This window comes from Streptomyces sp. 35G-GA-8, from assembly GCF_023534745.1.
In the GTDB taxonomy this organism is placed as follows: Bacteria; Actinomycetota; Actinomycetes; order Streptomycetales; family Streptomycetaceae; genus Streptomyces.
In genome coordinates, this window is record NZ_JAMHJQ010000001.1 from 207,436 (window position 1) to 232,813 (window position 25,378).

The 25,378-nt window shown below is 70.4% G+C and carries 23 protein-coding genes; 13 read left to right on the forward strand and 10 right to left on the reverse strand.

Going from position 1 to position 25,378, the window contains the following annotated elements:
• Window positions 1–109 precede the first annotated feature (109 nt).
• From M1203_RS00895 to mmsB, 6 genes are read left to right on the forward strand one after another with little or no spacing between them, the layout of a single operon-like run.
• A complete protein-coding gene (locus tag M1203_RS00895) occupies window positions 110–1,273 on the forward strand; it encodes a mandelate racemase/muconate lactonizing enzyme family protein (RefSeq protein ID WP_249947490.1) in 1,164 nt (387 codons plus the stop codon).
• Window positions 1,270–2,364: an alcohol dehydrogenase catalytic domain-containing protein gene (locus M1203_RS00900; protein ID WP_249947491.1), complete on the forward strand. Its 1,095-nt coding sequence runs from the start codon at window positions 1,270–1,272 to the stop codon at window positions 2,362–2,364. Before M1203_RS00895 ends, M1203_RS00900 begins: the two co-directional genes overlap by 4 nt.
• The gene (locus M1203_RS00905) at window positions 2,361–3,398 is read left to right on the forward strand and encodes a hypothetical protein (protein ID WP_249947492.1); all 1,038 of its coding nucleotides are present in this window, start codon (window positions 2,361–2,363) and stop codon (window positions 3,396–3,398) included. The genes M1203_RS00900 and M1203_RS00905 overlap by 4 nt, the downstream gene beginning before the upstream one ends.
• A 7-nt stretch (window positions 3,399–3,405) precedes the next feature.
• Window positions 3,406–4,512: a multiple monosaccharide ABC transporter substrate-binding protein gene (gene chvE, locus M1203_RS00910; protein ID WP_249947493.1), complete on the forward strand. Its 1,107-nt coding sequence runs from the start codon at window positions 3,406–3,408 to the stop codon at window positions 4,510–4,512.
• On the forward strand, window positions 4,509–6,059 hold the full coding sequence (gene mmsA, locus M1203_RS00915; RefSeq protein WP_249947494.1) for a multiple monosaccharide ABC transporter ATP-binding protein: 1,551 nt from the start codon (window positions 4,509–4,511) through the stop codon (window positions 6,057–6,059). The genes chvE and mmsA overlap by 4 nt, the downstream gene beginning before the upstream one ends.
• A 5-nt stretch (window positions 6,060–6,064) precedes the next feature.
• Complete coding sequence (mmsB, locus tag M1203_RS00920; protein WP_249947495.1) at window positions 6,065–7,315, forward strand: multiple monosaccharide ABC transporter permease; 1,251 nt, start codon at window positions 6,065–6,067, stop codon at window positions 7,313–7,315.
• Window positions 7,316–7,391: 76 nt separating this feature from the next.
• Here the strand turns inward: mmsB and M1203_RS00925 are convergent, their stop codons facing one another.
• The 3 genes from M1203_RS00925 to M1203_RS00935 form a co-directional block, all read right to left on the reverse strand.
• On the reverse strand, window positions 7,392–8,192 hold the full coding sequence (locus tag M1203_RS00925; protein ID WP_249947496.1) for an SAM-dependent methyltransferase: 801 nt from the start codon (window positions 8,190–8,192) through the stop codon (window positions 7,392–7,394).
• A 137-nt stretch (window positions 8,193–8,329) separates the two neighbouring features.
• Complete coding sequence (locus M1203_RS00930; protein ID WP_030350290.1) at window positions 8,330–8,566, reverse strand: DUF397 domain-containing protein; 237 nt, start codon at window positions 8,564–8,566, stop codon at window positions 8,330–8,332.
• Window positions 8,567–9,430 carry a helix-turn-helix transcriptional regulator gene (locus tag M1203_RS00935; protein WP_249947497.1) on the reverse strand — a complete coding sequence of 288 codons (864 nt, stop codon included), beginning with the start codon at window positions 9,428–9,430 and terminating at the stop codon, window positions 8,567–8,569.
• A 208-nt stretch (window positions 9,431–9,638) separates the two neighbouring features.
• On the opposite strand from M1203_RS00935, the gene M1203_RS00940 reads away from it, so the two are divergent.
• The 3 genes from M1203_RS00940 to M1203_RS00950 all read left to right on the forward strand — a co-directional run bounded on the left by M1203_RS00940 (window position 9,639) and on the right by M1203_RS00950 (window position 11,910).
• Window positions 9,639–10,112, forward strand: a complete 474-nt coding sequence (locus M1203_RS00940) for an ATP-binding protein (protein ID WP_249947498.1) — start codon at window positions 9,639–9,641, stop codon at window positions 10,110–10,112.
• The gene (locus tag M1203_RS00945) at window positions 10,106–10,537 is read left to right on the forward strand and encodes a hypothetical protein (protein ID WP_249947499.1); all 432 of its coding nucleotides are present in this window, start codon (window positions 10,106–10,108) and stop codon (window positions 10,535–10,537) included. The genes M1203_RS00940 and M1203_RS00945 overlap by 7 nt, the downstream gene beginning before the upstream one ends.
• Window positions 10,538–10,662: 125 nt before the next feature.
• Window positions 10,663–11,910, forward strand: a complete 1,248-nt coding sequence (locus M1203_RS00950; protein WP_249947500.1) for an ROK family protein — start codon at window positions 10,663–10,665, stop codon at window positions 11,908–11,910.
• 71 nt (window positions 11,911–11,981) lie between these two features.
• Here the strand turns inward: M1203_RS00950 and xylA are convergent, their stop codons facing one another.
• Entirely contained in the window at window positions 11,982–13,151 is a 1,170-nt protein-coding gene (gene xylA, locus M1203_RS00955) for a xylose isomerase (protein ID WP_249947501.1), read from the reverse strand.
• Window positions 13,152–13,352: 201 nt separating this feature from the next.
• Here xylA and xylB point away from each other — a divergent pair, with 201 nt between their 5' ends.
• Complete coding sequence (gene xylB / locus M1203_RS00960) at window positions 13,353–14,828, forward strand: xylulokinase (protein WP_249947502.1); 1,476 nt, start codon at window positions 13,353–13,355, stop codon at window positions 14,826–14,828.
• 102 nt (window positions 14,829–14,930) lie between these two features.
• Entirely contained in the window at window positions 14,931–15,662 is a 732-nt protein-coding gene (locus M1203_RS00965) for a Clp protease N-terminal domain-containing protein (RefSeq protein WP_249947503.1), read from the forward strand.
• A 103-nt stretch (window positions 15,663–15,765) separates the two neighbouring features.
• Here M1203_RS00965 and M1203_RS00970 read toward each other — a convergent pair whose 3' ends face one another.
• The 5 genes from M1203_RS00970 to M1203_RS00990 form a co-directional block, all read right to left on the reverse strand.
• Window positions 15,766–16,680, reverse strand: a complete 915-nt coding sequence (locus tag M1203_RS00970) for a LysR family transcriptional regulator (RefSeq protein ID WP_249947504.1) — start codon at window positions 16,678–16,680, stop codon at window positions 15,766–15,768.
• 71 nt (window positions 16,681–16,751) lie between these two features.
• Window positions 16,752–17,951, reverse strand: a complete 1,200-nt coding sequence (locus tag M1203_RS00975) for a glycine C-acetyltransferase (RefSeq protein WP_249947505.1) — start codon at window positions 17,949–17,951, stop codon at window positions 16,752–16,754.
• Window positions 17,952–18,034: 83 nt separating this feature from the next.
• On the reverse strand, window positions 18,035–19,069 hold the full coding sequence (gene tdh, locus M1203_RS00980) for an L-threonine 3-dehydrogenase (RefSeq protein WP_249947506.1): 1,035 nt from the start codon (window positions 19,067–19,069) through the stop codon (window positions 18,035–18,037).
• A 192-nt stretch (window positions 19,070–19,261) separates the two neighbouring features.
• Entirely contained in the window at window positions 19,262–20,320 is a 1,059-nt protein-coding gene (locus M1203_RS00985) for a hypothetical protein (protein WP_249947507.1), read from the reverse strand.
• The gene (locus M1203_RS00990) at window positions 20,317–21,138 is read right to left on the reverse strand and encodes a phosphatase PAP2 family protein (RefSeq protein WP_374401643.1); all 822 of its coding nucleotides are present in this window, start codon (window positions 21,136–21,138) and stop codon (window positions 20,317–20,319) included. The genes M1203_RS00985 and M1203_RS00990 overlap by 4 nt, the downstream gene beginning before the upstream one ends.
• Window positions 21,139–21,336: 198 nt before the next feature.
• Here M1203_RS00990 and M1203_RS00995 point away from each other — a divergent pair, with 198 nt between their 5' ends.
• Window positions 21,337–21,945, forward strand: a complete 609-nt coding sequence (locus M1203_RS00995) for a TetR/AcrR family transcriptional regulator (protein ID WP_249947509.1) — start codon at window positions 21,337–21,339, stop codon at window positions 21,943–21,945.
• A gap of 623 nt (window positions 21,946–22,568) precedes the next feature.
• Entirely contained in the window at window positions 22,569–23,675 is a 1,107-nt protein-coding gene (locus M1203_RS01000) for a hypothetical protein (protein WP_249947510.1), read from the forward strand.
• A 64-nt stretch (window positions 23,676–23,739) separates the two neighbouring features.
• Here M1203_RS01000 and M1203_RS01005 read toward each other — a convergent pair whose 3' ends face one another.
• Window positions 23,740–25,341 (reverse strand): cytochrome P450, encoded by a 1,602-nt coding sequence (locus M1203_RS01005; RefSeq protein WP_249947511.1) that lies wholly within the window; start codon window positions 25,339–25,341, stop codon window positions 23,740–23,742.
• Window positions 25,342–25,378 lie beyond the last annotated feature (37 nt).

Below are 25,378 nucleotides of genomic sequence, written 5' to 3' on the forward strand. Positions count from 1 at the left end.
ACAGGCTAACCGCCGCGCTACCCATTGACACCCCTCGGAGTGCCTGAATACCGTCACGCCACGATTTCGAACGGGTGCCGAAATACCGAACGAGATGAGGGCAACTGCCTTGCGTATCACGGGAATCAGCACACATGTGGTCGGTACACCCTGGCGCAACCTCACCTATGTCCTGGTCCATACGGACGAAGGGCTCACCGGGGTCGGCGAGACCCGGATGCTCGGCAGAACGGACGCGCTGCTCGGGTACTTACGCGAGGCCGAGGCCAACCACATCCAGGGCTCGGACCCGTTCGCCGTCGAGGATCTCGTACGGCGGATGAAGTACGGCGATTACGGGCGGGCCGGCGAGATCGTGATGTCGGGCATCGCGGTCGTGGAGATGGCCTGCTGGGACATCAAGGGCAAGGCGCTGGGTGTGCCGGTGTGGCAGCTGCTCGGCGGCAAGGTCACCGACCGGGTCAAGGCGTACGCCAACGGCTGGTACACCACGGAGCGGACCCCGGAGGCGTACCACCGGGCGGCCGAGGCGGTGATCGCGCGTGGCTACCGGGCCCTGAAGATCGACCCGTTCGGCACCGGCCACTTCGAGCTGGACCGGGCGGCGTCGAACGAGGCGGTGGCGCTGATCGAGGCGGTACGGGACGCGATCGGGCCCGACGCGGAGCTGATGCTGGAGATGCACGGCCGGTTCAGCCCGTCGACCGCCGTACGGCTGGCGCGCGAGATGGCGCCGTACGCCCCGGCCTGGCTGGAGGAGCCGGTGCCGCCGGAGAATCTCAAGGCCCTGAGCAAGGTCGCGGCAAAGGTCGAGCTGCCGATCGCCACCGGTGAACGGATCCATGACCGGATCGAGTTCCGTGAGCTGTTCGAGTCGGGCGCCGCCGACATCATCCAGCCGGACGTGGGGCACATCGGGGGCATCCTGGAGACCCGGAAGCTGGCCGCGACCGCCGAAACCCACTACACACTGATCGCACCGCACAATGTCGGCGGTTCGGTGCTGACCGCCGCGAGTCTGCAACTGGCTGCCTGCACACCGAACTTCAAGATTCTTGAGCACTTCAACGACTTCGCGGACGCGGAGATCAAGAAGGTCGTCACCGGTGCTCCGGAGGTCGATCCCGCGACGGGGTGTTTCGAGGTGTCCCGCGCGCCGGGTCTCGGGGTCGAGTTCGATGTGGCCGCGGCGGCCGAATTCCCGCAGCAGCACGCGCGGTTCGACCTGTGGGCCGAGGGCTGGGAGAAGCGCGAGCCGAAGGCACCGAGGTGACCGGCCCGGCGGCGGACGCGGCGGCCAGCCGGGCGATCGTCGTCGACCGGCCCGGTGTCCACCGGCTGGTGAGCGGTCCCGTGCCCGTGCCCGGGCCGGGCGAGGTACGGGTACGGGTCGCCGCGGCCGGGATCTGCGGAAGCGATCGCGAGGTGTACGACGGACATCGCGACGCGGCCTATGTGCGCTATCCGGTGACGCCGGGGCATGAGTGGGCGGGCACGGTCGAGGCGGTGGGCGAGGGCGTCGACGCGCGGCTGACCGGGCGCGCCACGGTCGCCGAGGGGTTCCGCTCCTGCGGGACCTGCGCACGGTGCCGGGCCGCCGAGACCTCGCTGTGCGCCGGCGGTTACGAGGAGACGGGCTTCACCGCTCCCGGTGCGTTCGCCGACCATGTCGTGGTGCCCGCACGGCTGTTGCATCCGCTTGCCGACGACGCGGATCTTCGGGCCGCCGCCCTGCTGGAGCCGGCCGCCGTGGTGGCGGCGGCGGTACGGTCCGGCCGGCCCGAGCCCGGTGAGCGGATCGCGGTGGTGGGCGCGGGCACCCTGGGGCTCCTCGCCGTACAGCTGCTCGCGGCCTCCTCCCCCGCCGAGCTGGCGGTGCTCGATCCACGGTCCGAACGGACTCTGCTCGCCACGCGGTTCGGCGCGACCCAGACCGGGACCCCCGAGGACGCGAAGGAGCTGCACGGCCGCTACGACCTGGTGGTGGAGACCGCCGGCGCACCGTCCACGGCCGCCTCGTCCTGTCGCCTCGCCCGGCGCGGCGGCCGGGTGGTGCTCACCGGGATGTTCGCCCCCGGCGCGACCGGGATCGATCCAGCTCTGCTGACGACACGTCAGCTGACGGTACGGGGCGTCTTCGGCGCGCCCTCCGCCGCCTGGGCCTTCGCCGTACGGGCGTTCACCGCCGGGCTGCTGGCCCCGGCCGAGCTGATCACCCACGAATTCCCGCTGGAGCGGTACGGCGAGGCCGTGACGCTGGTCGGCCGCGGCACGCCCGGCACCGGAAAGGTGCTGCTGCGCCCCTGGCCCGTGACCGGACCGGCCCCACACCGCGCACCACTGAACCGGAGGACCCGTCCGTGACCGACGTAACGGCCCCCGCCGTATCGCCCCCCGCCCCCCGCCGACCCGGCGAGCAGGCGCTCACCACGATCGGACTGACCGCGCCCGCACCCCACCCCGCGGACGCCTCCCCGCACTCGTTCCCCGACGGTGGCCGCTGGCGTACCGAGGTCCCCTCGGTGGAGGGCCCCGAGTGTCTGGCGGAGGTCCTCAAGGAGTCGGCCCGGCTCGATGTGCCCATCCACCGCGTCAGCCAGGGCAGCGGCGTCTGGATGCTCTCCGACGCCGACATCAGCGAGATGGCCGATGCCTGCGCGGCCCGTGACATCGAGCTGTGTCTGTTCACCGGGCCGCGCGGGACATGGGACACGGGCGGCTCGACCCGTACGGACTCCGGCGGCGCGGGACTGCGCGCCCGGGGCCATGACGCCCTGGCCGGCTGTGTCGAGGACGCCCTGCGCGCGACCGGGCTCGGGGTGAAGTGTCTGCTCGTCGCGGACGAGGGTGTGCTGTGGACCCTGCACCGGCTGCGCGCCAGGGGCGTGCTGCCCGCCGACACCACGTTCAAGGTGTCGGCGCTGATCGGGCCGGTCAACCCGGCGTCGTACGCGGTGTTCGAGCAGCTGGGCGCCGACTCGATCAATATCCCCTCCGATCTGGCGCTCGCGCATTTCAGCGAGATCCGCCGGGCGAGCCGGGCGCCGATGGACCTCTATATCGAGGCGCCCGACGATCTCGGCGGCTATGTGCGGATGTACGAGACGGCGGAGCTGATCCGGCGCGGCGCCCCGCTCTATCTCAAGTTCGGACTGTCGAAGTCGCCCGGAATCTATCCGTACGGCGCCCAGTTGCGGGACACCGCCCTCAGCAGCGCCCGTGAACGGATCCGCCGCGGCCGGCTCGTCCTCGATCTGCTCATCCGGCACGGCGCCGACGGCGGAATGTCGCCGCTCGGCTCGCGGCTGCCCGGCCCGCTCAGCCGCTTCCCCCTGACCCCGGACCAGCTGCCCCCAGACCAGCTGACCCCGAACCAGCTGACCCCAGACAAGGACTGATGCCCCCATGCGCACTCGCCGAGCCGCACTCGCCGTCACCGCCGTATCGCTGGTCCTCTCACTCGCCGCCTGCGGGCAGAACAGTGAGGGCGGCAGCAAGGACGACACGAAGGGCGGCAAGGGATCCACCATCGGCATCTCGATGCCCACCAAGTCGTCGGAACGCTGGATCGCCGACGGAGACAACGTCGTCGGTGAACTCAAGAAGCTGGGCTACGAGACCGACCTCCAGTACGGCGAGGACAACGTTGCCCAACAGGTCGCCCAGATCGAGAACATGATCACCAAGGGCGTGGATGTCCTGGTCATCGCGGCCATCGACGGCAGCGCCCTGAGCGATGTCCTCCAGCAGGCCGCGGACCGGAACATCAAGGTCATCTCGTACGACCGGCTGATCCTCGGCACCAAGAATGTCGACTACTACGCGTCGTTCGACAACGAGCGGGTCGGCGTCCTCCAGGCCACCTATCTGATCGACAAGCTGGGTCTGAAGGACGGCGGCGAGAAGGGCCCGTTCAACATCGAGCTGTTCGCCGGCTCCCCCGACGACAACAACACCCAGTACTTCTTCAACGGCGCGATGAAGACCCTCAAGCCGTACATCGACGACAAGCGGCTCGTCGTCCGGAGCGGACAGACCCAGCTGAATCAGGTCACCACCCTGCGCTGGGACGGCGGCACCGCGCAGAAGCGGATGGACGACCTGCTCACCAAGTCGTACGGCTCGCAGAACGTGGACGCGGTGCTCTCGCCGTACGACGGCATCTCCATCGGCATTCTGTCGTCGCTCAGGTCCGACGGCTACGGCACGTCCGCGAAGCCGTATCCGCTGGTCACCGGGCAGGACGCCGAGGTCGCCTCGGTGAAGTCGATCATCGCGGGCCAGCAGACCATGACCGTCTACAAGGACATCCGGCTGCTGGCCAGGACGGCCGCCCGGATGGCGGACGCGATGCTGAAGGACGAGAAGGTCGAGGTCAACGACGAGAAGTCGTACGACAACAAGTCCAAGGTCGTCCCGGCGTATCTGCTGACGCCGGTCAGCGTCGACAAGGAGAACTACCAGAAGGAACTGGTGGACTCCGGTTACCTCAAGGCGAGTGACCTGAAGTGACGACGCCCGTCCTGGAGATGCGCTCCATCGTGAAGACCTTCCCCGGGGTCAGGGCGCTCTCCGATGTCAGCCTCACGGTCGCCCAGGGCGAGGTGCACGCTGTCTGCGGCGAGAACGGAGCGGGCAAGTCGACCCTGATGAAGGTGCTCAGCGGGGTTCATCCGTACGGCAGTTACGAAGGCGAGATCCTTTTCGAGGGCTCTCCTTGCGCCTTCCGCGACATCGGGGCCAGCGAGGACCGGGGCATTGTGATCATCCATCAGGAACTCGCCCTGATCCCCTACTTGTCGATCGCGGAGAACATCTTCCTCGGCAACGAGCACGCCACGCGTGGCTTCATCAACTGGAACGACACCCTGAGACACGCGGCCTCGCTGCTCAAGCGGGTCGGTCTGGACGAGCGTCCGGGGACCCGGGTCGCCGATATCGGGGTCGGCAAGCAGCAGCTCGTGGAGATCGCGAAGGCGCTCGCCAAGCGGGTGAAGCTGCTGATCCTCGACGAGCCGACCGCCGCGCTCAACGACGGCGACAGCGCCCAGCTCCTGCGGCTGATAAGGGAGTTGAAGGAGCAGGGCATCACCTCCATCATCATCTCGCACAAGCTGAACGAGATAGCGGAGGTGGCCGACTCCGTCACGATCCTGCGGGACGGCCGGACCATCGAGACCCTTGATGTGAAGGCCGAGTCGACCACCGAGGACCGGATCATCCGGGGCATGGTCGGCCGCGATCTCGACCACCGCTTCCCCGAACGCACCCCCTACGAGGGCGATCCGGGCGCCCACCCCGCGCTTGAGGTGCGCGACTGGACGGTGCACCACCCGATCGACCAGCAGCGCAAGGTCGTCGACGGCGTCTCGGTCCGGGTCCGCAAGGGCGAGATCGTGGGGATCGCCGGGCTGATGGGCGCGGGCCGCACCGAACTGGCCATGAGCGTCTTCGGCCGCTCGTACGGCACGAACATCAGCGGGAGCGTACTCAAGGACGGCCGGGAGATCAGTACGCGGACGGTGCCGGAGGCCGTCGCGCACGGCATCGCGTATGTCACCGAGGACCGCAAGCGGTACGGGCTCAATCTCATCGACACCATCGGCCGGAACATCACCCTGAGCGCCCTGTCGAAGGTCGCCCGACGCGGGGTGGTCGACGAGCACGAGGAGACACGGGTCGCCGAGTCGTACCGCGCGAGCATGAACATCAAGGCACCGACCGTCTTCGAACAGGCGGGCCGGCTGTCGGGCGGCAATCAGCAGAAGGTCGTCCTCGGCAAATGGATCTTCGCGGGACCCGAGGTGCTGATCCTCGACGAGCCCACGCGCGGTATCGACGTCGGCGCGAAGTACGAGATCTACACCGTCATCGACCGGCTCGCCGCCGAGGGAAAGGCCGTCATCTTCATCTCCTCCGAACTCCCCGAGCTGCTCGGTATGTGCGACCGCGTGTACACGATGGCGGCCGGCCGGCTCACCGGTGAGATTCCACGGGCGGAGGCGACCCAGGAAGTCCTGATGCGTCACATGACTCACATGACCAGGAACACGAGGTAGTCGACATGGGACCGGTCACCACCGATACACCGAAGGGCGACACACCGAAGGAATCCCCACCGTCGCCCCCGTCCGGGCGAAGCGGTACGGGGGCGCTCCTGCTGGAGGCCGCGCGCCGCAATATGCGGCAGTACGGCATGCTGATCGCGCTCGGCCTGATCGTCGTCCTGTTCCAGATCTGGACCGACGGCGTCCTCCTCAAGCCGAACAACGTCACCAATCTGGTGCTCCAGAACAGCTACATCCTGGTCCTCGCCATCGGCATGATGATCGTCATCATCGCGGGCCATATCGATCTCTCGGTCGGCTCGCTGGCCGCGTTCGTCTCCGCCGCCTGCGCGGTGATGATGGTCGAGCACGACATCCCCTGGGTGCTCGCGCTGGTCCTCGGACTGCTCATCGGGGCGGCCGCCGGTGCCTGGCAGGGGTTCTGGATCGCGTATGTCGGCATTCCGTCGTTCATCGTCACACTCGCCGGGATGCTGCTGTTCCGGGGCGGCACACAGATCTTCCTGGGGTCGCGTTCGCTCGGCCCGTTCCCCGAGGGCTTCCAGAAGATCTCGACCGGCTATCTGCCCGAGATCGGCCCGGCCACCAACTACCACAATCTGACGCTGCTGATGGGGCTGGCGCTGCTGGCGTTCGCGCTCTTCCAGGAGTTCAGGGACCGGCGCCGGCAGCGGGCGTACGACCTGGAGGTGCTTCCCCGCAATCTCTTCCTCGTCAAGTGCGTGGCGCTCGCCGCCGCCGTGCTCGCCTTCACGATGACACTGGCCAGCTACCGGGGGGTGCCGGTCGTCCTGCTGCTGCTCGCGGCGCTGCTGATCGGCTTCGGCTATGTCATGCGCAACGCCGTCGTCGGCCGTCATGTGTACGCGCTCGGCGGCAACCAGGCCGCGGCGAAACTGTCCGGGGTCAAGGACAGGCGCGTGACGTTCCTCGTCTTCGTCAATATGGGGGTACTGGCGGCGCTGGCCGGAATCGTCTACGCGGCCCGGCTCAACGCGGGTGTGCCCCAGGCCGGCATCAACTTCGAACTGGAGGCCATCGCCGCCGCGTTCATCGGCGGCGCCTCGATGAGCGGCGGCGTCGGCACGGTCTTCGGCGCGATCATCGGCGGGCTGGTGCTCGGTGTGCTCAACAACGGGATGTCGCTCGTGGGCATCGGCACCGACTACCAACAGGTCATCAAGGGGCTGGTGTTGCTGGCCGCGGTCGGCTTCGACGTGTGGAACAAACGCCGGGTGGGCGCCTGAGGGTCACCGACCACTACTTGCGCGCGGCGTCGCAGCACACCTGAATAGTGCTGCGACGCCGCGCCCCCGTTACCGGTTACAGCTTGCGTGCCACGGCCGCGTACCCCGGGACCGGCTCGTTGCCGGGGACCGGCACGACCTCACCCAGCTCCGGACGCCAGTCGGCGGCCAGCGAGACACCGGGCTCGACCAGATCGAGCCCGGTGAAGAACGCGGCGAACTCGTCCCGCGAACGGAGGGCCAGGGTCAGACCGCGCTGCCGGTACAGCGCACGGGCCTGGTCCGAGCTCTCCCGGTCGAAGTCGCCCGTGGCGTGGGAGACGACGAGATAGCTGCCGGAGGGCAGCGGGTCGAGCAGCCGCCGCACCAGCTCGTACGCGCCGTCCTCGTCCGAGACGAAGTGGAGCAGCGCCACGAGCGAGACCGCGACCGGACGGGTGAGGTCCAGGATCTTTCCCGCGGCCTCGATGATGCTCTCCGGCTCGCGCACATCGGCCTGGACATACTCGGTGACGCCCTCCGGGGTGCTGCGCAGCAGCGCCTCGGCGTGCCGGAGGACGATCGGGTCGTTGTCCGTGTAGACGATCCGGGAGTCGGGGGCGACCTCCTGGGCTATCTGGTGGAGATTGGGCTCGGTGGGGATGCCCGTACCGATGTCGAGGAACTGGCGCACCCCGCCCTCGGTGGCGAGCCAGCGGGTGGCGCGGTGCATGAACGCCCGGTTGACCCGGGCCATTTCGGGTCCCCGGGCGTCCAGTGCGAGAAGCTGCTTCGCCATCTCCTCGTCCACCGGGTAATTGTCCTTGCCGCCGAGGAACCAGTCGTACACCCGGGCCGGATGCGGCCTGGTGGTGTCGATCGGGTCATGCCCGGTCATGTGCGCTCCATGAGTCTCAGGTCAATGAGTCGTCGATGAGTGGAGATGTACAGCTGTGGAGATGTGGAGATAGGGAGAAGGGAAGAACGGGAAAGCGGGGGTCGAGCGGGTTCGGCTGAGCGGGACCGGCTGAGGGATCAGGTGAGCAGGAAGTCCGCCTGGCCCGACTTGGCACCCTGGATGAAGGCGGCGATCTCGTTGGTGGTGTAGATCAGTGCGGGGCCGTCAGGGTCGGCGGACTGGCGCACAGCGACTCTGCCGTCGGCCAGCTTCATGGCCTCGATGCAGTTGCCGCCGTTACCACCACTCCACGGCTTGTGCCAGCCTTCGGCGCCGAGGTCGGCGGCGGGCATGCCGTTGTATATGGGATCCATTCACAGCTCCTTGCGGACATCCTTGAGGATCTCCTTCGTGCGTTGTGCAGTTGCGGCCTGGGCCGCCATCCGGTCCATGACCTCCAGGTGGGTGGCCACTTCGGGACGAGCATCGAGATAGACGGCACCGGTGAGGTACTCGCTGTAGACCATGTCCGGCAGCTCCGGTTCCGCGAAACGGAAGATCACGAACGGCCCGTAGGTACCCGGGTGGTGTCCGGTCGAGAATTCCGCGATCTGCAGGGTCACATGGGACAGGGCGGTGGCTTCGAGCAGCCGGTCGATCTGTTCCCGCATGATCTCCGGGCCCTCGCCCACCGGGCGGCGCAGCACCGTCTCATCCATGATCACCCAGAATTTGGGCGCGTCCGCACGGGTCAGGAGCGACTGGCGTTCCATCCGGAGCGCCACATGGCGCTCGATGTCCTCCGGCTGTGCCTGTCCCACCGCTCCGGCGTTCATCACGGCGCGCGCGTAGCCCTCGGTCTGGAGCAGCCCGGGGACGAAGTGCGGTTCGTACGCCCTGAGCAGCGCGGCGGACCCCTCCAGGCTGACATACATGCTGAACCAGTCGGGCAGGATGTCGTGGAACCGCTGCCACCAGCCCGGCTTATTGGCTTCCTCGGTGAGCTCGACGAACGCGTCGGCCTCGTCCTCGGGGATCCCATAGGCCCTGAGCAGCACCTGCACATAGGGGATCTTGAGAGCGACCTCGGCCGTCTCCATCCTGCGTATGGTCGCCGGCGCCACACGGAGGAGCTTGGCGGCCTCCTCGCGCTTCAGACCGGCACGCTCACGCAGATCCTGCAGACGTCTGCCCAGTACGACCTGTCCCACGGTCGGGGCGGACCGCGGCTCACTCACTTCTGGGTCCTCCCCACGCACGGTTGACAGCAGTCTGCCATGTCTCTTCCACGAAGAACACGGCACTCTGAAAAATTCAGAGTGCTACTTGCCAAGTGTCCTCGGCGGGTGGAGAGTGGATCGGTGAACCAGTTCACGCGGTTGTCGCGCTCTGCCACGGGAGAGGTCTTGCGCGCGAACGCTGCTCCCCCACCGTTAGGAATCGGTCGTGGCACCTGGTAACGCGCTCACCCCCCAGCTCATAGCCCTGTGCCCTGGCAACGTTGTCCGCCGTTACGGGTTCCAGTTGCCGGCTCACGCCGAGTCCGTCTGTCGCGCGAGACGGCTGACCAGCGACCGTCTCATCACCTGGGGCGTGGACGAGGAGTCCCGCGAGACCGCGGTACTCGTCGTGTCGGAGCTGGTCACCAACGCGGTGGTGCACGCGGCGGGCGACCATGTCATCTGCGAGATACGGCAGAGCGAGGGAAAGCTGCGGATCGCCGTGGAGGACCAGGGGTACGGGCCGACGGGGCCGCAGTTGCACCGCACCGAGGAGGGCGAGGCCGAGGGCGAGGGCGGCCGCGGACTGTTTCTCGTCGAGTCCATATGCAGTGGCTGGGGAGCCCACGACACCTCGGGATACGGACCCGGGCGGGTCGTCTGGGCGGAACTGTCACACGGAGCGGAGCAGTCATGCTGAAGACCGCGCTGCAGCGCCTGTCGCGCGGCCTGCGCACCGAGTCGTCTCCCGGTCACGTACAGCTGCCGTTGCCGCCGACCCTGCCCGCCTCGCTGGGGTGCGACGCCGTGGGTATCCCCGCGGAGCACGGCTTCCGGCTGATGGCGCGGCTGCCGAGGAAGGGCTGTATCTTCGCCGACGCCGACTGGTGGTGGTGGATCGTTCCGGCGGGCTCGGATCTCGATCTGACCTGGCCCTCCCCGGCCCGCTATGTGGCGGGGACGACCGTACCGGCGGCGCATCCCCGGCTGATCCACTGGCCGGAGGACCCCACGCCGTACACCCCGCCGATCCCCTTCTACCTCATGGTCTGCCAGCTCACCGGCACGGCCCCGTCCTGGACGCCGGACGGCACGGCGGGGACGGTACCGGCACAGCGGGGATAGGGCCTGGGGATAGGGCCTGTCGTGTGGATCCGGCCGGATCACGGAGCGGGGACCGACTGATCGGCCGGTCGGCTTGGCGCTCCGCTCCCGCCACCGCGGGCCGATCACATAGGCTCGGCTGCGAGATGAACAACAACCACACTTCCCTCGGCCCGAAGGCCGACAAAGAGACCGTACGCCGGCACAATCTGAGCCTTGTGCTGCGAGCGGTACGGGACGAGGGCGAGGCGACCCGGGCCGGTGTCGCGGCGCGGGTGGGCCTGACCCGGGCAGCCGTGTCGTCCTTGGTCGAACAACTGCTTGACAGCGGGTTCCTCTCCGAGTCCGGCAAGACGTTCAGCGGCCAGGCCGGGCGCCCCGGCACCGTACTGAAGGTGACGCGCACGGGCCCCGCGGGGATCGGCGTCGAGATCAATATCGACTATGTGTCGGTGTGTGTGGTCGACCTGTCGGGCACGGACCGGGTCCGGCTGACCGAACACCTCGACAACCGGGGCTCCCGGCCCACCGATGTGCTGGCCCGCTGCGCCAGGATCGCCGCCCGCACCCTGGAGTCCGCCGCCCAGCAGGACTTGCTGCCGGTCGGGGTCCAACTCGCCCTGCCGGGGCTGGTGTCGGGCGGTACGGTCCGACAGGCCCCGAACCTCGGCTGGAACCTCGTCCCCGCCGACGAGCTGTTCGCCGCCGCGCTGGCCGAGCTGCGCCCCGAACTGCCCCCGCTGCCGGTGAGTTCGGAGAACGAGGCCAATCTCGCGGCGCTGGCGGAGCTGTGGTTCGGCGAACTCGGCCCGCTCCGTACCTTCCTCTATCTGACGGGCGAGATCGGCGTCGGCGGCGCGCTGGTGCTCAACGGCGAACTGCTGCGCGGGGCCCATGGGTTCGCCGGGGAGATCGGCCATGTGGTCGTCGATCCGGAGGGTCCGCTGTGCCGTTGCGGCTCCCGGGGGTGCCTGGAGCAGTACGCGGGCCAGTCCGCGCTGCTGCGGGCGGCGGGGATCGACGAGAACGCGGGTGTGCCCGGCGTGGCCGAGCTGGAGCTGCGGGCGAGCGCGGGCGACCCGGGGGCCGTCGCCGCCGTGGAGCGGGCCGGGCGGGTCCTCGGCCGGGTGCTGTCGGGTGCGGTGAATCTCTTCGATCCGGACGCGGTCGTGCTCGGCGGGATCTACCGGGAGCTGATGCCCTGGCTCTCGCCCGCCGCCGACCGGGAGCTGACCGCCCGGGTGGTGTCGGGCCTGTGGGAGAGCGACAGCGGGCGGCTGCGCGGGTCCTCCTCGGCGGGCGACGCGGCACGCGGCGCGGCGGCTCTGGTCGTCCAGGCGGTGCTGGCCGATCCGGTGGCGTACGTACACCGCGACGCGCGCGGTACGGGCTGACGTACACCGCGAGACGCGCGGTACGGGCTGACGTACACCCGTACCACGCGCCCGTGGCCCGGCTCCCGCCGTCAGCGGACGCCGAGGAGGTGGTCCATGGCGAGCTGGTCGAGGTGCTCGAACGCCATGCCGCGCGCGGCGGCGGCGTCGACGTCGAACTCCTCGTACGCGGCGCGGTCGGCCAGCAGCGCGGTCACGCCCTCGGGGGCGGTGGGCTGCGCCAGCTCGTCCACGCGGGAGGCGCGCAGGGCCTCCTGGACGAGCGGGTCGGCGCGGAAGGAGGCGGCGCGCTCCTTGAGGATCAGATAGTTGCGCATACAGCCGGCGGCGGAGGCCCACACCCCGTCGATGTCCTCGGTGCGCGGCGGCTTGAAGTCGAAGTGCCGCGCACCCTCCCAGCCCGCGTTCTCCAACAGGTCGACCAGCCAGAAGGCGGCGCGCAGGTCGCCGGCGCCGAACCGCAGGTCCTGGTCGTAGCGGGTGCCGTGCTGGCCGTTGAGGTCGATGTGGAAGAGCTTGCCCGACCAGAGCGCCTGGGCGATGGCGTGCGGGAAGTTGAGCCCGGCCATCTGCTCGTGGCCCACCTCGGGGTTGACGCCGAACAGATCGGGGCGCTCCAGGCGGTCGATGAACGCGAGAGCGTGGCCGACGGTGGGGAGCAGGATGTCGCCGCGCGGCTCGTTGGGCTTGGGCTCGATGGCGAACCTGAGGTCGTAGCCCTGCTCGACGACATACTCGCCGAGCAGGTCGAACGCCTCCTTCATCCGGTCGAGGGCAAGGCGTATGTCCTTGGCGCCGCCCGACTCGGCGCCTTCACGGCCGCCCCAGGCGACAAAGGTCCTGGCGCCCAGTTCGGCCGCGAGGTCGACATTGCGCAGCACCTTGCGCAGCGCGTAGCGGCGGATGTCGCGGTCGTTCGCGGTGAAGCCGCCTTCCTTGAAGACGGGGTGGGTGAAGAGGTTGGTGGTGACCATCTCGACCGTGATGCCGGTCTCCTCGGTCGCCTGCCTGAACCGCTTGATGTGCGCTTCGCGCTCCGCCTCCGTCGAGCCGAACGGAATGAGGTCGTCGTCGTGGAAGGTCACACCCCACGAGCCGAGCTCCGCGAGTCGGTGAACCGATTCGACGGGATCCAGCGCCGGGCGGGTCGTGTCGCCGAACGGGTCCTTGCCCTGCCAGCCCACCGTCCAGAGGCCGAAGCTGAACTTGTCCTCGGGGGTGGGTGTGAAGCGTTCCGTCATGACTCTGGCCGCCTTCGATACCTCAGGTCCGGCACGTGCCGACCTTATTTGTTATCTGACATGACTAATAATGCACGGGTATGCGTGTGCGCAAAAGCCCCCGCACGCCCATGGACACAGGATGATGATCGTCGGCACGGTTCCCGTGTGTCAGGCCATCGCGTAATTTGTTTCCCCGACGCCCAATCTGGAGGTACGCCCATGTCGCGGAACCCGGTCGTGATCGGCGTGGACAGCTCCACCCAGTCCACCAAAGCGGCCTTCACGGACGCCACCACAGGCCGGCTGCTCGCCGTGGGCCGCGCGCCACACCGGGTGACCGGTGAGGGCGGCGCCCGGGAGACGGATCCGGAGGTGTGGTGGAACGCGCTGCGCGAGGCGGTCGCCGCCGGTCTCAAGGAATCCGGGGTGGACGCCTCGGCCGTGACCGGCATCGCCGTCGCCGGGCAGCAGCACGGCCTGGTGGTGCTCGACCGCACCGGCCGGCCGCTGCGCCCCGCGCTGCTCTGGAACGACACCCGCTCGGCCCCGCAGGCCGCCGCGCTCACCGAGGCCCTGGGCGGCCCGGACGCCTGGACGGCGCGCACGGGCTCCGTGCCGGTGGCCTCGATGACGGCGTCGAAGTGGCAGTGGCTGCGAGAGAACGACCCCGCCATCGCGGAGGCCACGGCGGCCATCCGGCTCCCCCACGACTTTCTCACCGAGCGGCTCTCGGGCACCGCGGCCACCGACGCCGGTGACGCCTCGGGCACCTGCTGGTACTCCACGGCCACCGGAGAGTACGACCCCGAACTTCTCGCGCTCCTGGGTCTCGACGCCGATCTGCTGCCCGCCGTCGCCGCGACCGGCGCGGCGCGCGTCGGCTCGCTCACGGCGGGCTCGGCGGCGGAACTGGGCCTGCCGGCGGGCATCGCCGTCGCCGCGGGCACCGGCGACAACATGAGCGCGGCCGTCGGTCTCGGCTTCGGCGGCGCCGGACTGCTGGACCATCCGGTCCTGAGTCTCGGCACCTCGGGTACGGTCTTCGCCGCCACCCGCACCCGCCCCGGCTCCCCGGCGCTCGCCGGGTTCGCCGCGGCGGACGGTACGTATCTGCCGCTGGCCTGCACGCTCAACTGCACACTCGCCGTCGACAAGGTGGCCTCGCTGCTCCGGCTCGACCGGGAGGACGCCGTACCCGGCGGCGAGGCCGTCCTGCTCCCCTATCTGGACGGCGAGCGCACCCCCGATCTCCCCGCCGCCTCGGGTCTGCTGACCGGGCTGCGCCATGACACCAGCCCCCAGCAACTGCTGGGCGCCGCCTACGAGGGCGCGGCCGTCACCGTACTGCGCGCGCTGGACGAGGTGCTGCGCGCCTGCGGCCTCGACCCCGCGTCCCCGGAGGCGGCGGGCCGGCCGCTGCGCCTGGTCGGCGGCGGTGCGCAGGGCCGGATGTGGGTGGATACGGTCCGCAGGCTCTCCGGCCGCCGGGTGATCGTCCCGACCAGCGGTGAGCTGGTCGCGCTGGGCGCCGCCGCGCTGGCCGCCGGCGCGGCGACGGGCGAGGACCCGGTGGCGATCGCCACCTCCTGGCGGACCGGCGAAGGAGCTGAACTTCCCCCGGTGGAGCGGGACATGGAGACCTGGGAGCGCGTGGGATCGGTACTGGACCGGGCGGCGCCGAGCCTGCTGAGCTGAGCCACGGCGCACACGATCAGGGGGTGGAGATCGACGCGCCCGCCCCATCCTGGTGTCAACCACGGGTTGACACGCATCCGACTGTCAACCTAGGGTTGCCTCATGGCGAAACCCACACAGGTAGACAATCCCGTCCGTCTCGACGACCTCATCCAGGCGATCAAGAAGGTGCACGGAGACGCCCTCGACCAGCTCCAGAGCGCCGTCGTCGCCGCTGACCATCTCGGCGAAGTGGCCGATCACCTCATCGGCCACTTCGTCGACCAGGCCCGGCGCTCCGGCGCCTCCTGGACCGAGATCGGCAAGTCCATGGGCGTCACGCGGCAGGCCGCCCAGAAGCGGTTCGTGACGAAGGACGAGCCGGTGTCCGACGCGAACCAGAACTTCGGCAGGTTCACCCCGCGGGCCAGGAGCGTCGTCGTCGCGTCCCAGAACAAGGCCCGCGAAGGCGGACACCAGCAGATCGGCACGGAGCATCTCGTGCTCGGCCTGCTCGACGACCCGGAGGGGCTGGCCGCACAGGTACTCATCGCCCAGGGCGTGCAGCTGGAGACGGTCGCGGCCGCCGCGGCCGAGGCGCTGCCGGAGCCCTCCGGTGAAACCGTGCCCGACCTCGTGCCCTTCGACGCGCGGGCCAAGAAGGTCCTCGAACTCACCTTCCGCGAGGCACTGCGGCTGGGTCACAACTACATCGGTACGGAGCACCTGTTGCTGGCGCTGCTGGAGCAGGAGGACGGCGTGGGCGTGCTCAGCGGTCTCGGCCTGAGCAGGGCGGGCACCGAGGAGCACGTGTCGGCCGCCCTGAGCACGATCGGGGAGAAGTTCCAGGCGTAGGAGTGACGCACCGGCCCGCCCGCGCCCAGGTCGTGTCCGGCGGGCGGGCCCTCACAGCGGCTGCCACGGAGCCCCTGGCGAGTACGGCCTTCGCCGGTCGCCGTCAGTCCGTCGGCAGGCCGCCCGCCGCCCGCGCCAGCGCGTCGAGGACCGGACGGATCAGCGGGTGCGCCTCCGCGCCCCTGCGTACGGCGGCGAAGACCCTGCGGGTCGCGGCCGGGCCCGCCACCGGGCGTACGACCGTACCCTTCAGCTCCATGCCGCGCAGCGCGGAGCGCGGGACCAGCGCCACCCCCGCGCCCGCGCCCGCGAGGGCGACGACCGCGCGGAAGTCGTCGGAGGAGTGCGCCAGTCGCGGCTGGAAGCCCGCCAGTTCGCAGGCGAGCTGGATCACGTCATGGCAGGGGTTGCCGGGGTACGGGCCGATCCAGTCGCTGTCGGCCAGCTCGGCCAGCTCGACCACGGCGCCGAGGCCGAGCGGATGCGCGGCGGGCAGGACCGCGTCGAACGGCTCCGCGTACAGCGGCACCCGCCACAGCCGCAGATCGTCCTCGCGCGGGGCGCCACGGTACTCGACCGCGACCGCGAGATCCGCCTCGCCGTCGAGCACCATCGGCAGGCTCTCATCACCCTCGGCGTCCCGTACGCGCACCCGGATGTCGGGGTGGGGTCCGCCGAGCAGTTGGAGGGCCGGGGCGAGTACTTCCGCGATGCCCGTGGCGAAGGCGGCGACCGTGACCTCGCCCGCCGCCCCGCCCGCGTACGCCGCGAGCTCCGCCTCGGCGCGCTCCAGCTGCGCGAGGACGGCGTGCGCGTGGGTGAGCAGGATCTCCCCGGCGGCGGTCAGCCGCACGCCCCGGCCGCTGCGGGTCAGCAGCGCGTGCCCGGTCTCGTGCTCCAGCGCGGCGAGCTGCTGGGAGACGGCCGAGGGGGTGAGATAGAGCGCGGCGGCCGCGGCGGTCACCGTACGGTGGTCCGCCACGGCCCGCAGGACGCGCAGCCGCCGGGGGTCGATCACCCAGCCCATTTTGCCAGGTCTGGCCGGAACTCCACCCCCACCGGTACCTCCCGCCCCACTGTCGTCGGCGCTCAGCCCTCCCGCTTCATCGCCTCGCGCGCGTCGACGAACGCCGCGACCGCCCGCTCCACGTCCGCCGTGGAGTGCGCGGCGGACAGCTGCACCCTGATCCGCGCCCGGCCCATGGGGACGACGGGGTACGAGAAGCCGATCACGTACACCCCGCGCTCCAGCAGCAGTTCGGCCATCCGGCCCGCCTCCGCGGCGTCGCCGATCATGACGGGAGCGATGGCGTGGTCGCCGGGCAGGATCTCGAAGCCCGCCGCCGTCATCTCCGTACGGAAGAGCGCGGTGTTGGCGTTCAGCCGGTCCCGCAGTTCGTCCGCGCTCTCCAGCAGATCGAGGACCTTGATCGACGCGGCGGCGATGACCGGGGCGAGCGAGTTGGAGAAGAGATACGGACGGGAGCGCTGGCGCAGCAGGGCGACGATCTCGGCGCGGGCCGCGACATAGCCGCCGGAGGCGCCGCCGAGCGCCTTGCCGAGCGTGCCGGTGATGATGTCGACCCGGTCCATGACGCCGTGCAGTTCGGGGGTGCCCCGGCCGCCGGGGCCCACGAAGCCGACGGCGTGCGAGTCGTCGACCATGACCATCGCGTCGTACCGGTCGGCGAGATCACAGATCTCGGCCAGCGGGGCGACATACCCGTCCATCGAGAACACGCCGTCCGTGACGATCAGCCGGCGACGCGCGTCCTGGGACTCCTTGAGCCTGGTCTCCAGTTCGGCGAGGTCGCGGTTGGCGTACCGGAGGCGACGGGCCTTGGAGAGCCGGATGCCGTCGATGATGCTGGCGTGGTTGAGGGCGTCGGAGATGACGGCGTCCTCCGGGCCGAGGAGCGTCTCGAAGACCCCGCCGTTGGCGTCGAAGCAGGAGGAGTAGAGGATCGTGTCCTCCTGGCCGAGGAACGCGGACAGCCGCCCCTCCAGCTCCTTGTGGATCTCCTGGGTGCCGCAGATGAAGCGCACGGACGCCATGCCGTAGCCCCAGCGGTCGAGCGCGTCCTTGGCGGCGGCGACGACCTCGGGGTGGTCGGCGAGCCCGAGGTAGTTGTTGGCGCAGAAGTTGAGGACGTCCCCGGGGGCGCCACCCGCGGTGACGGCGACGGAGGCGCTCTGCGGGGTCGAGATCACCCGCTCGGGCTTGAATAGACCCGCGTCGCGGATCTCGTCGAGAGTGGCGGACAGGTCGTCCCGGACGGACGCGTACATGAAGGGCTCCTTCTTGTGGGGCTGGGTGCGCCGCGGGCTGCTGGGCCCGGTGCGCCACGGGGGCCGGTCAGGCGGTCGGACGGTCAGACGCTCCAGTCGAGAATGATCTTGCCGCTGCGCGCCGAGGACGCTTCGTCGAACGCGGCGTCGAAGTCCTCGTACCCGTAGCTGCCGGTGATGACGGGCGTGAGGTCGAGCCCGCCTTCGAGCAGGACGGTCATCGCGTACCAGGTCTCGAACATCTCGCGTCCGTAGATGCCCTTGACCGTGATCATCGAGGTGACGATCTTCGACCAGTCGACGGCGAACTCCTCGGCGGGCAGCCCGAGCATGGCGATCCGGCCGCCGTGCGTCATGTTGTCCACCATGTCGCGCATGGCCTCGGGGCGGCCCGACATCTCCAGACCGATGTCGAAGCCCTCCTTGAGGCCGAGCTGCCGCTGTGCGTCGGCGATACCGATGTCGGCGGGAGAGACATCGAGGGCGAGGGTCGCGCCGACCTTGCGGGCGAGTTCGAGGCGGTGCGGGCTGACGTCGGTGATCACGACATTGCGCGCACCGGCGTGCCGGGCGACGGCCGCGGCCATGATGCCGATGGGGCCCGCGCCGGTGATCAGCACATCCTCGCCGACGAGGGGGAAGGAGAGCGCGGTGTGCACGGCGTTGCCGAACGGGTCGAAGATCGCGGCGACATCGAGATCCACCTCGGCGCGGTGCACCCAGACGTTCGCGGCGGGCAGGGCGACGTACTGAGCGAACGCTCCGTCGCGGCCGACACCGAGCCCGACGGTGCTGCGGCAGAGGTGCCTGCGGCCGGCGAGGCAGTTACGGCACTTGCCGCAGACGAGATGGCCCTCACCGCTGACCAGATCGCCGACGGCCACGTCCTGTACGGCGGCGCCGACGGCGGCCACCTCGCCGACGAACTCGTGGCCGAGGACGCGGGGTGTGGTGACGGCCTGCTGGGCCCAGCCGTCCCAGGACCGGATGTGCAGGTCGGTGCCGCAGATGCCGGTACGGAGCACCTTGATCAGTACGTCACCGTCCCCGTACGCCGGCTCGGGCACATCCATGAGCCACAGCCCCGGCTCGGCCTTCTGTTTGACAAGTGCCTTCATGGGCGCGGCTCCCGGAGGGTGGTGGTGCGTCGTGCATGGCGCTGAGCGGTGATCACTGTTCGGTGGTCGGGCACCAATGTGCCCAGCGGTGGCCGTTCAGTCCATCGAGGATTTCTTAAGCGGCCCAACAGCGCAGCTTCACGCGCCGCGGCGCGCCGGGAAGACGACCGGGTGGCGGGCGGAAGGGCAGCGCTATCGGTAGGTACGGTCCCCGCGTCGGCGTGGGCAGCGGCGCTGCTGGAGCACCCGTCCCGATCTCAGGGGATGCGGTCGCCAGGACGTCCGCGCCGCGAGCGGGGTGCCGCCGGGGGCGGGACGGTCCGGCGGTCCGGCGGCGGGGACGGCGGACCGCTGTCCGGGCACCCGCGCCGTGGGCGCCGCCGTCGGCGCCGCCGTCATCGCCGGTGCCGGCATCGCGGGTGCGGCCACCGCCGTACGGGTCAGCAGCACCACACCCCGCGCGGCGAGCACCGCGCCGAGGAGCGCCGCCGTCACGCCCGGGACGCCGCCCTGGAGGCGTTCCCCCAGCAGGGTCAGACCGATGACCGCCGCCGCGAGCGGGTTGGCCAGGGTCAGGACGGCGAGCGGGGCTCCGAGACCGCCCCGGTAGGCCCGCTGGGACAGCAGCAGACCACCCGAGGCGAAGGCCGCGACCACCAGCGCCACCGCCGCCACCTGCCACATGGGCAGCGCGTCCGCGTCGCGCGCGGTGGCGGCGACCGTCACCGTCTGGGTGAGGGCCGAGGCGACGCCCGAGGTGATACCGGAGGCCGCCGCGTGCCGGAGAGCGGACCCCGCTCCCGGCCCGGTCAGCAGGGCGACCAGCGCCATCGCCACACCCGCGACGCCGAGCGCCTGCGGCAGGCTGAGCGTTTCGTCGGGGGAACTGCCGGCCGCCGCCAGCAGGATGGCCGCGAGGCCGACCAGGGTGAAGGCGGTGCCGCGCCACTCGCCCCGGCTGACCTGCCGCCCGGCGCGACGGGCGCCCAGCGGCACGGCCGCGACGAGGGTGAGCGCGCCCAGCGGCTGGACGACCGTGAGCGGACCGTAGGTCAGCGCCACGACATGCAGCAGCGCGCCGGTCGCGTTCAGCCCGACCGCCCACCACCAGGCGCCGCGGGCCAGCAGGGTGAACAGCCCGGTGCCCGGCGCCGTACGGGCCGCGAGCCGCTCCTGCGCCACCGCCGCGGTGGCATAGGCGACGGCCGAGACCAGCGACAGGGCCACGGCCGCGGCCGTCGCCCCGTTCATCGGCCGGCCCCTGAGACGACGGGAGCGACGGACGGCGCCGGCGGGGCCGCCGCGACGGCGGAGCGCGCGATCAGGGCGCCGCGCCGCGGGGACCCGGGACGCGGTGCCCGGATGACCGCCAGGACGCCGGTGAGCAGGGCGACGGCCACCAGGGCGTCGAGCCAGTAGTGGTTGGCGGTGCCTATGACCACGAGCAGGGTCAGCAGCGGATGGAGCAGCCAGAGCCACCGCCACCGCGAGCGGGTGGCGGCGATGATCCCCACGGCCACCATCAGGGCCCAGCCGACATGCAGCGACGGCATCGCCGCGAACTGGTTCGCCAGCGAGCCGGTGCCGGGGCTCTCGCCGTACACCGTCGGCCCGTACACCTGTCCGGTGTCCACCAGACCGGACGCGGCGAGCAGCCGCGGCGGCGCGAGGGGCATCAGCAGATGCAGGGCGAGCGCGGCCCCGGTCAGTACGGACAGCACGCGCCTGGCCCATACGTAGTGGCCGGGCCGGCGCCAGTAGAGCCAGCCGAGGAAGAGGAGCGTCGCCGGGAAGTGCACCGTCGCGTAGTAGGTGTTCGCCAGGTGGACCAGCGTCCCGCTGTCCAGCAGTACGCCCTGTACGGCGCCCTCGCCCGGCAGATGGAGGGCGCGTTCCCAGTCCCAGACGCGGTCGGCGTTCCGGAAGGCCTCAGCGGTCCGGCCGGTGGCGGCCTGCCTGCCGAGTTTGTAGAGGAGAAAGAGTCCGGCGACGAGCGACAGCTCGCGTACGAGGGGCGGTCGGGCGGAAGTTTCCGGCTTCCGTGCGGCGGGCCCGGTGCGGGCTTGTATCACCCGACCCCCTTACCTGGTACCTGGACAACACGGCGCGCGGAACGTCGTGGCGGTGCGGCGGCGGGATCTGGACCCCGCCCTATCGATACGCCAGTGTACCGATACGTCTTCGTATCGGTACACTGGCGTATCGATACACCGACGTATCACCGCCCGAGCCCCATCGGACCCGAGCGACAGAGACGGGGAGAGACGATGACGCCGCAGCGCCGCTCCAAGATCACGCCGGAACGGGAGCTGGAACTCTACGAAGCCGCTCTGGACCTGCTGAGAGAGAGCGGCTACGAGGCACTGACCATGGAGGGCGTCGCCGCCCGTTCGCGCTGCGGCAAGTCCACGCTCTACCGCCAGTGGGGCACAAAACCGCAACTGGTCGCGGCGGCGCTCCGGGGCACCCGCTGCGTCAAGCTCGCGGATGTCGACACGGGCAGCCTGGTCGGGGATCTGCGGGCGGCGGCCTGTGCGGCGGTGCGGGCCGCGGGCCGCGACACCGCGCTGATGCACGCGCTCAGCCACGCGGCCTTCCAGAATCCGGAGCTGCTGCGCGCCCTGCGCGAGAACCTCGTCGAACCGGAGATCGCGGCGATCAACGCCATGGTCGAGCGCGCCGTGGCACGCGGTGAGGTCGCGGCGGACAACCCCGCGACGGAGTTCGTGGCCGCCCAGCTGATGGGTGTCATGCGGGCCCGGCAGATGGTGGAGGGCAGGCATGCCGACGAGGCGTATCTCCACCGCTTCCTGGAGGCCGCGGTCTTCCCGGCACTCGGCCTGCGGGCCATCTCGCGAGTCACCTCGCATCCCTGACCGGTGGGCCGTCGTCCGAGCGGATGACGACGACTCACCGGCGCCGCACCGTGGGGACGGGAGCGGCGCACTCCATGCCTGTGGGCCTCTTCTCCGGAGGGGGCCCACAGGCATGCCGGGGCCGGCACGGGCGTTCAGGTCGGCAGGGTGGTTCAGGTCGGCACGGGGGTTCAGGTCGGCACGGGGGCTTCGCCCGCTCCGGAGGTTCAGGTCGCGAGGGGTCTCGTACATTCGTCTCCGTGCGTTGCCGCTCTATGACGTAGTGACAACGATCAGAATGGCGACGGCATCCGGGAGAAGCCGTATACGAACCGTGACGAGAACCCTCGATCGGCGACGCACGGCGGGGGCTCGGCGGAGGTGGGCGGGCCGCGCCCGAGTGGTGTGAACCACCGGTGGGCGCCGCACGTGCGGCCGGTGCGCGGGCCCTGGGGTGCTTACGCGCGGCCGCTTCGGCGCAGGACCGGTACCGATCAGGTCAGTTCACAATCAGTCAATTTCGGCCAGCGGCACGCCAGTTGTTCAGTTGTTGACGATACGAGATGGACAGATACGCTCCACCCGAACGGCATCGTCCCTCATTCCGCACCGAATTGCGCCCTTGCCGCATCAGGAGGCCGATCATGACCTGTGTCTCGGAACAGCGCTTGGTCCAACAGCTTCCGGCTGTGCCGTTCTACTGCCCCGTACCGCCCGCGAGACATCCCTCGGTCGAGGTCCTCAACGACCGGACCGTGCGGTGGATGCTCCAACAGCGCCTCGACAGCGACGAGGATCAACTCAAACGGCTGGCGGTCTGCGACTTCGGCGGTCTCACCGCCTCGACCATGCCGTACGGAGCGCTCGAACCGCTCACCCTCATGGCCAAATTCCACGCCGTGCTCTTCTCCCTCGACGACGGCGTGTGCGACGAGTCCGAGCCCACGGCCGATCTGATGGTCCAGGAGACCTCGCGCATCATGCGCGCCGTGGAGGCGCCCGCGGCGCGGGCGCTCGGGGACTCGCCGCACACCGCCGCGCTGCGCAGGCTGCGGCTGGAGCTTGAGCAGTACGCGTCGCCGCGTCAGGTACGCCGTTTGACGGAGGCCATGCGCGTCTACACCTCGGGACTGGTGTGGGAGGCGTCCTGGCGCCGCAATCCGGAACTCCCCTCGCTCGACGACTACATCACCCTGTGGATGCGGGCCATCGGGATGGCGCCCTCCACCGCGATGATCGAGGTGGTCGGCGGCTTCTCCGTGGCGGACGAGGACATGCAGGACCCCCGGGTACGCGCGCTCACGGAGATCACCTGGACGCTGGTCAGCTGGGACAACGACCTCTACTCCCGCAACAAGGAGCTGCTGCGCGCCGACGACGATCTGAATCTGATCGATGTCCTCTGCCAGGAGCAGCACTGCGATCCGCGTCGCGCACTCGTACAGGTGGTGGCGATGCGGGACCGCGTGATGGTGCTGTTCGACCGGCTGGCCCGCCAGGTGCTCAAGGAGGCGGACGACGGTCTGCGCCGCTACGTACAGGGACTCGGCCAGTTCGTCCGGGGGCATCTCGACTGGGCGTCGAGCTGCCCCCGCTACTCCGTGCCGTCGAGTCCGCGGACGGCCCCGGGCGGGTGGTGGAAGGAGCAGCCGGCCGACAACAGCCTGGAACCGCTTCCGATCCCGACGATCGCCTGGTGGTGGGACCAGCTCGCCCCGGCGCGCGGACCGGTCGGCGCGTCGGCCGGCTGACGTACCGAGGCGCCGGGGCGCCGGTCGGGCGAGCGTGCCGGCCGGCCGACGTACCGGCGCTCCGTCAGTGGCCGCGCCACCAGCGCGCCAGAGCCCGCCAGGCTCGCCGCGGAGCGCTGCCCGCGCGCTCCGCGCGCTGTTCCGGAATCACGCCCGTTGCCTCCGGGACCGTACCCGGCACGCCGGTACCGGCCTCCGCGGATGACGGGACCGCGGCCCGGGACGGCGACCGCACCACATCGGGGCGGGGCGACTCCACCTGCCACTGCGGGCGCGGTACGGCGGCCGACGCGCTCGGCGGACCGGTGACATCCTGCGGCGGACGCGGCGCGAAGGTCACCGGAAGCTCCAGCAGCTGACGGGACATCAGCGCGCCTTCGTACCGCAGCTCATGCTCGTCCACGGCGAGCTGGACATCGGGCAGCCGCAGCAGCAGCGCGTCGATCCCGGTGTCGGCGATCGCCCGCCCGATGTCCTGCCCCGGGCACTCGTGCGGGCCGCCGCTGAAGGCGAGATGGGCCCGGTTGCCCTGCATGGAGGCGTTGAGATCGGGCCGTACCACCGGGTCCACATTGGCCGCGGCGATCCCGACCACCAGAGCGTCCCCCGCCTTGATGCGACGGCCGCCGAGTTCGGTGTCGCCGACCGCCCAGCGGCCGAAGATCGTGGTGAAGGGCGGCTCGTCCCAGAGTGTCTGCTCGACCGCCTCCGGCAGGGTCATATGGCCGCCGCTCAGCTGCGCGCGGAAGCGGGGATCGGTGAGGACCATGCGCAGCACATTGGCGATGAGGTTCGCGGTGGTCTCGTACGCCGCGATGAGCACCAGCCGCAGATGCTGGCTGACCTCGTCGTCGGTGAGCCCGGCCGGATGTTCGGTGAGCCAGGTCGCGAAGTCCTCCTCGGGCGCGATACGGCGGCGCTTCACCAGCCTGGTCAGTGTGGTCATCACATAGGTGTTGCTCTCGTTGGCGGTCGCGGTGCCCTTGATCATGTCGCGGGCGGCCTGCACGAGGCGATCGTTGTACTCCTCCGGCATGCCGAGGATCTGCGCCATCACCATCATCGGCAGGTGCTCGGCGAACCTGCTGACCAGATCCGCCCTGCCGTCCCGGCAGAACTCGTTGACCAGGCGGTTGCTGTAGCGGTTGATATAGCGCCGGACGCCCCGGTGGTCGATCCGCGCGATCGAGTCGGTGACCGCGCCGCGCAGCCGCTCATGGTCCGCGCCGTCGGCGAAGACACAGATGGGCTGCCAGGTGAAGATGGGCGCGAGGGGATGGTCGGGGGGCGCGGTGCCGTCGTGCAGCGCGCGCCAGCGCCGGGAGTCCCGGGAGAACTGCGACGGCGTGCGCGTCATATGCAGATTGTCGCTGTGCCCGAGCACGAGCCAGGCGGGTACGTCGCCGTGGAGCAGCACGGGCGCGACGGAGCCGTGTTCGGCGCGCAGCTTCTCGTACAGCCCCATGGGGTCGTTCTCGGCCTCGGGTCCGTACAGCCGTCGCAGCCCACTGGCGGCGAGGCCGTCCAGTGTGGGCCCTATGGTGTCCTGACCGCCGCTCGGGCCATGGGAGTCGAGTTGGCCGGCGGTCATGCCATGGGCCGGGCAGCCGGGGGGCGGCGCCATGGGGCCGTCCGGCCCGGGTCGATGGGGATGAGGCGTGGTCACGGTCGCTCCAGGGATCAGGCCGGAAGATGTACGTGTA

Coding starts and splice junctions, on each gene's coding strand:
- chvE (WP_249947493.1), top strand. CDS start 3,406: ATGCGCACTCGCCGAGCCGCACTCGCCGTCACCGCCGTATCGCTGGTC.
- mmsB (WP_249947495.1), top strand. CDS start 6,065: ATGGGACCGGTCACCACCGATACACCGAAGGGCGACACACCGAAGGAA.
- M1203_RS00925 (WP_249947496.1), bottom strand. CDS start 8,192: ATGACCGGGCATGACCCGATCGACACCACCAGGCCGCATCCGGCCCGG.
- M1203_RS00930 (WP_030350290.1), bottom strand. CDS start 8,566: ATGGATCCCATATACAACGGCATGCCCGCCGCCGACCTCGGCGCCGAA.
- M1203_RS00945 (WP_249947499.1), top strand. CDS start 10,106: ATGCTGAAGACCGCGCTGCAGCGCCTGTCGCGCGGCCTGCGCACCGAG.
- M1203_RS00950 (WP_249947500.1), top strand. CDS start 10,663: ATGAACAACAACCACACTTCCCTCGGCCCGAAGGCCGACAAAGAGACC.
- xylA (WP_249947501.1), bottom strand. CDS start 13,151: ATGACGGAACGCTTCACACCCACCCCCGAGGACAAGTTCAGCTTCGGC.
- xylB (WP_249947502.1), top strand. CDS start 13,353: ATGTCGCGGAACCCGGTCGTGATCGGCGTGGACAGCTCCACCCAGTCC.
- M1203_RS00965 (WP_249947503.1), top strand. CDS start 14,931: ATGGCGAAACCCACACAGGTAGACAATCCCGTCCGTCTCGACGACCTC.
- M1203_RS00975 (WP_249947505.1), bottom strand. CDS start 17,951: ATGTACGCGTCCGTCCGGGACGACCTGTCCGCCACTCTCGACGAGATC.
- tdh (WP_249947506.1), bottom strand. CDS start 19,069: ATGAAGGCACTTGTCAAACAGAAGGCCGAGCCGGGGCTGTGGCTCATG.
- M1203_RS00985 (WP_249947507.1), bottom strand. CDS start 20,320: ATGAACGGGGCGACGGCCGCGGCCGTGGCCCTGTCGCTGGTCTCGGCC.
- M1203_RS00995 (WP_249947509.1), top strand. CDS start 21,337: ATGACGCCGCAGCGCCGCTCCAAGATCACGCCGGAACGGGAGCTGGAA.
- M1203_RS01000 (WP_249947510.1), top strand. CDS start 22,569: ATGACCTGTGTCTCGGAACAGCGCTTGGTCCAACAGCTTCCGGCTGTG.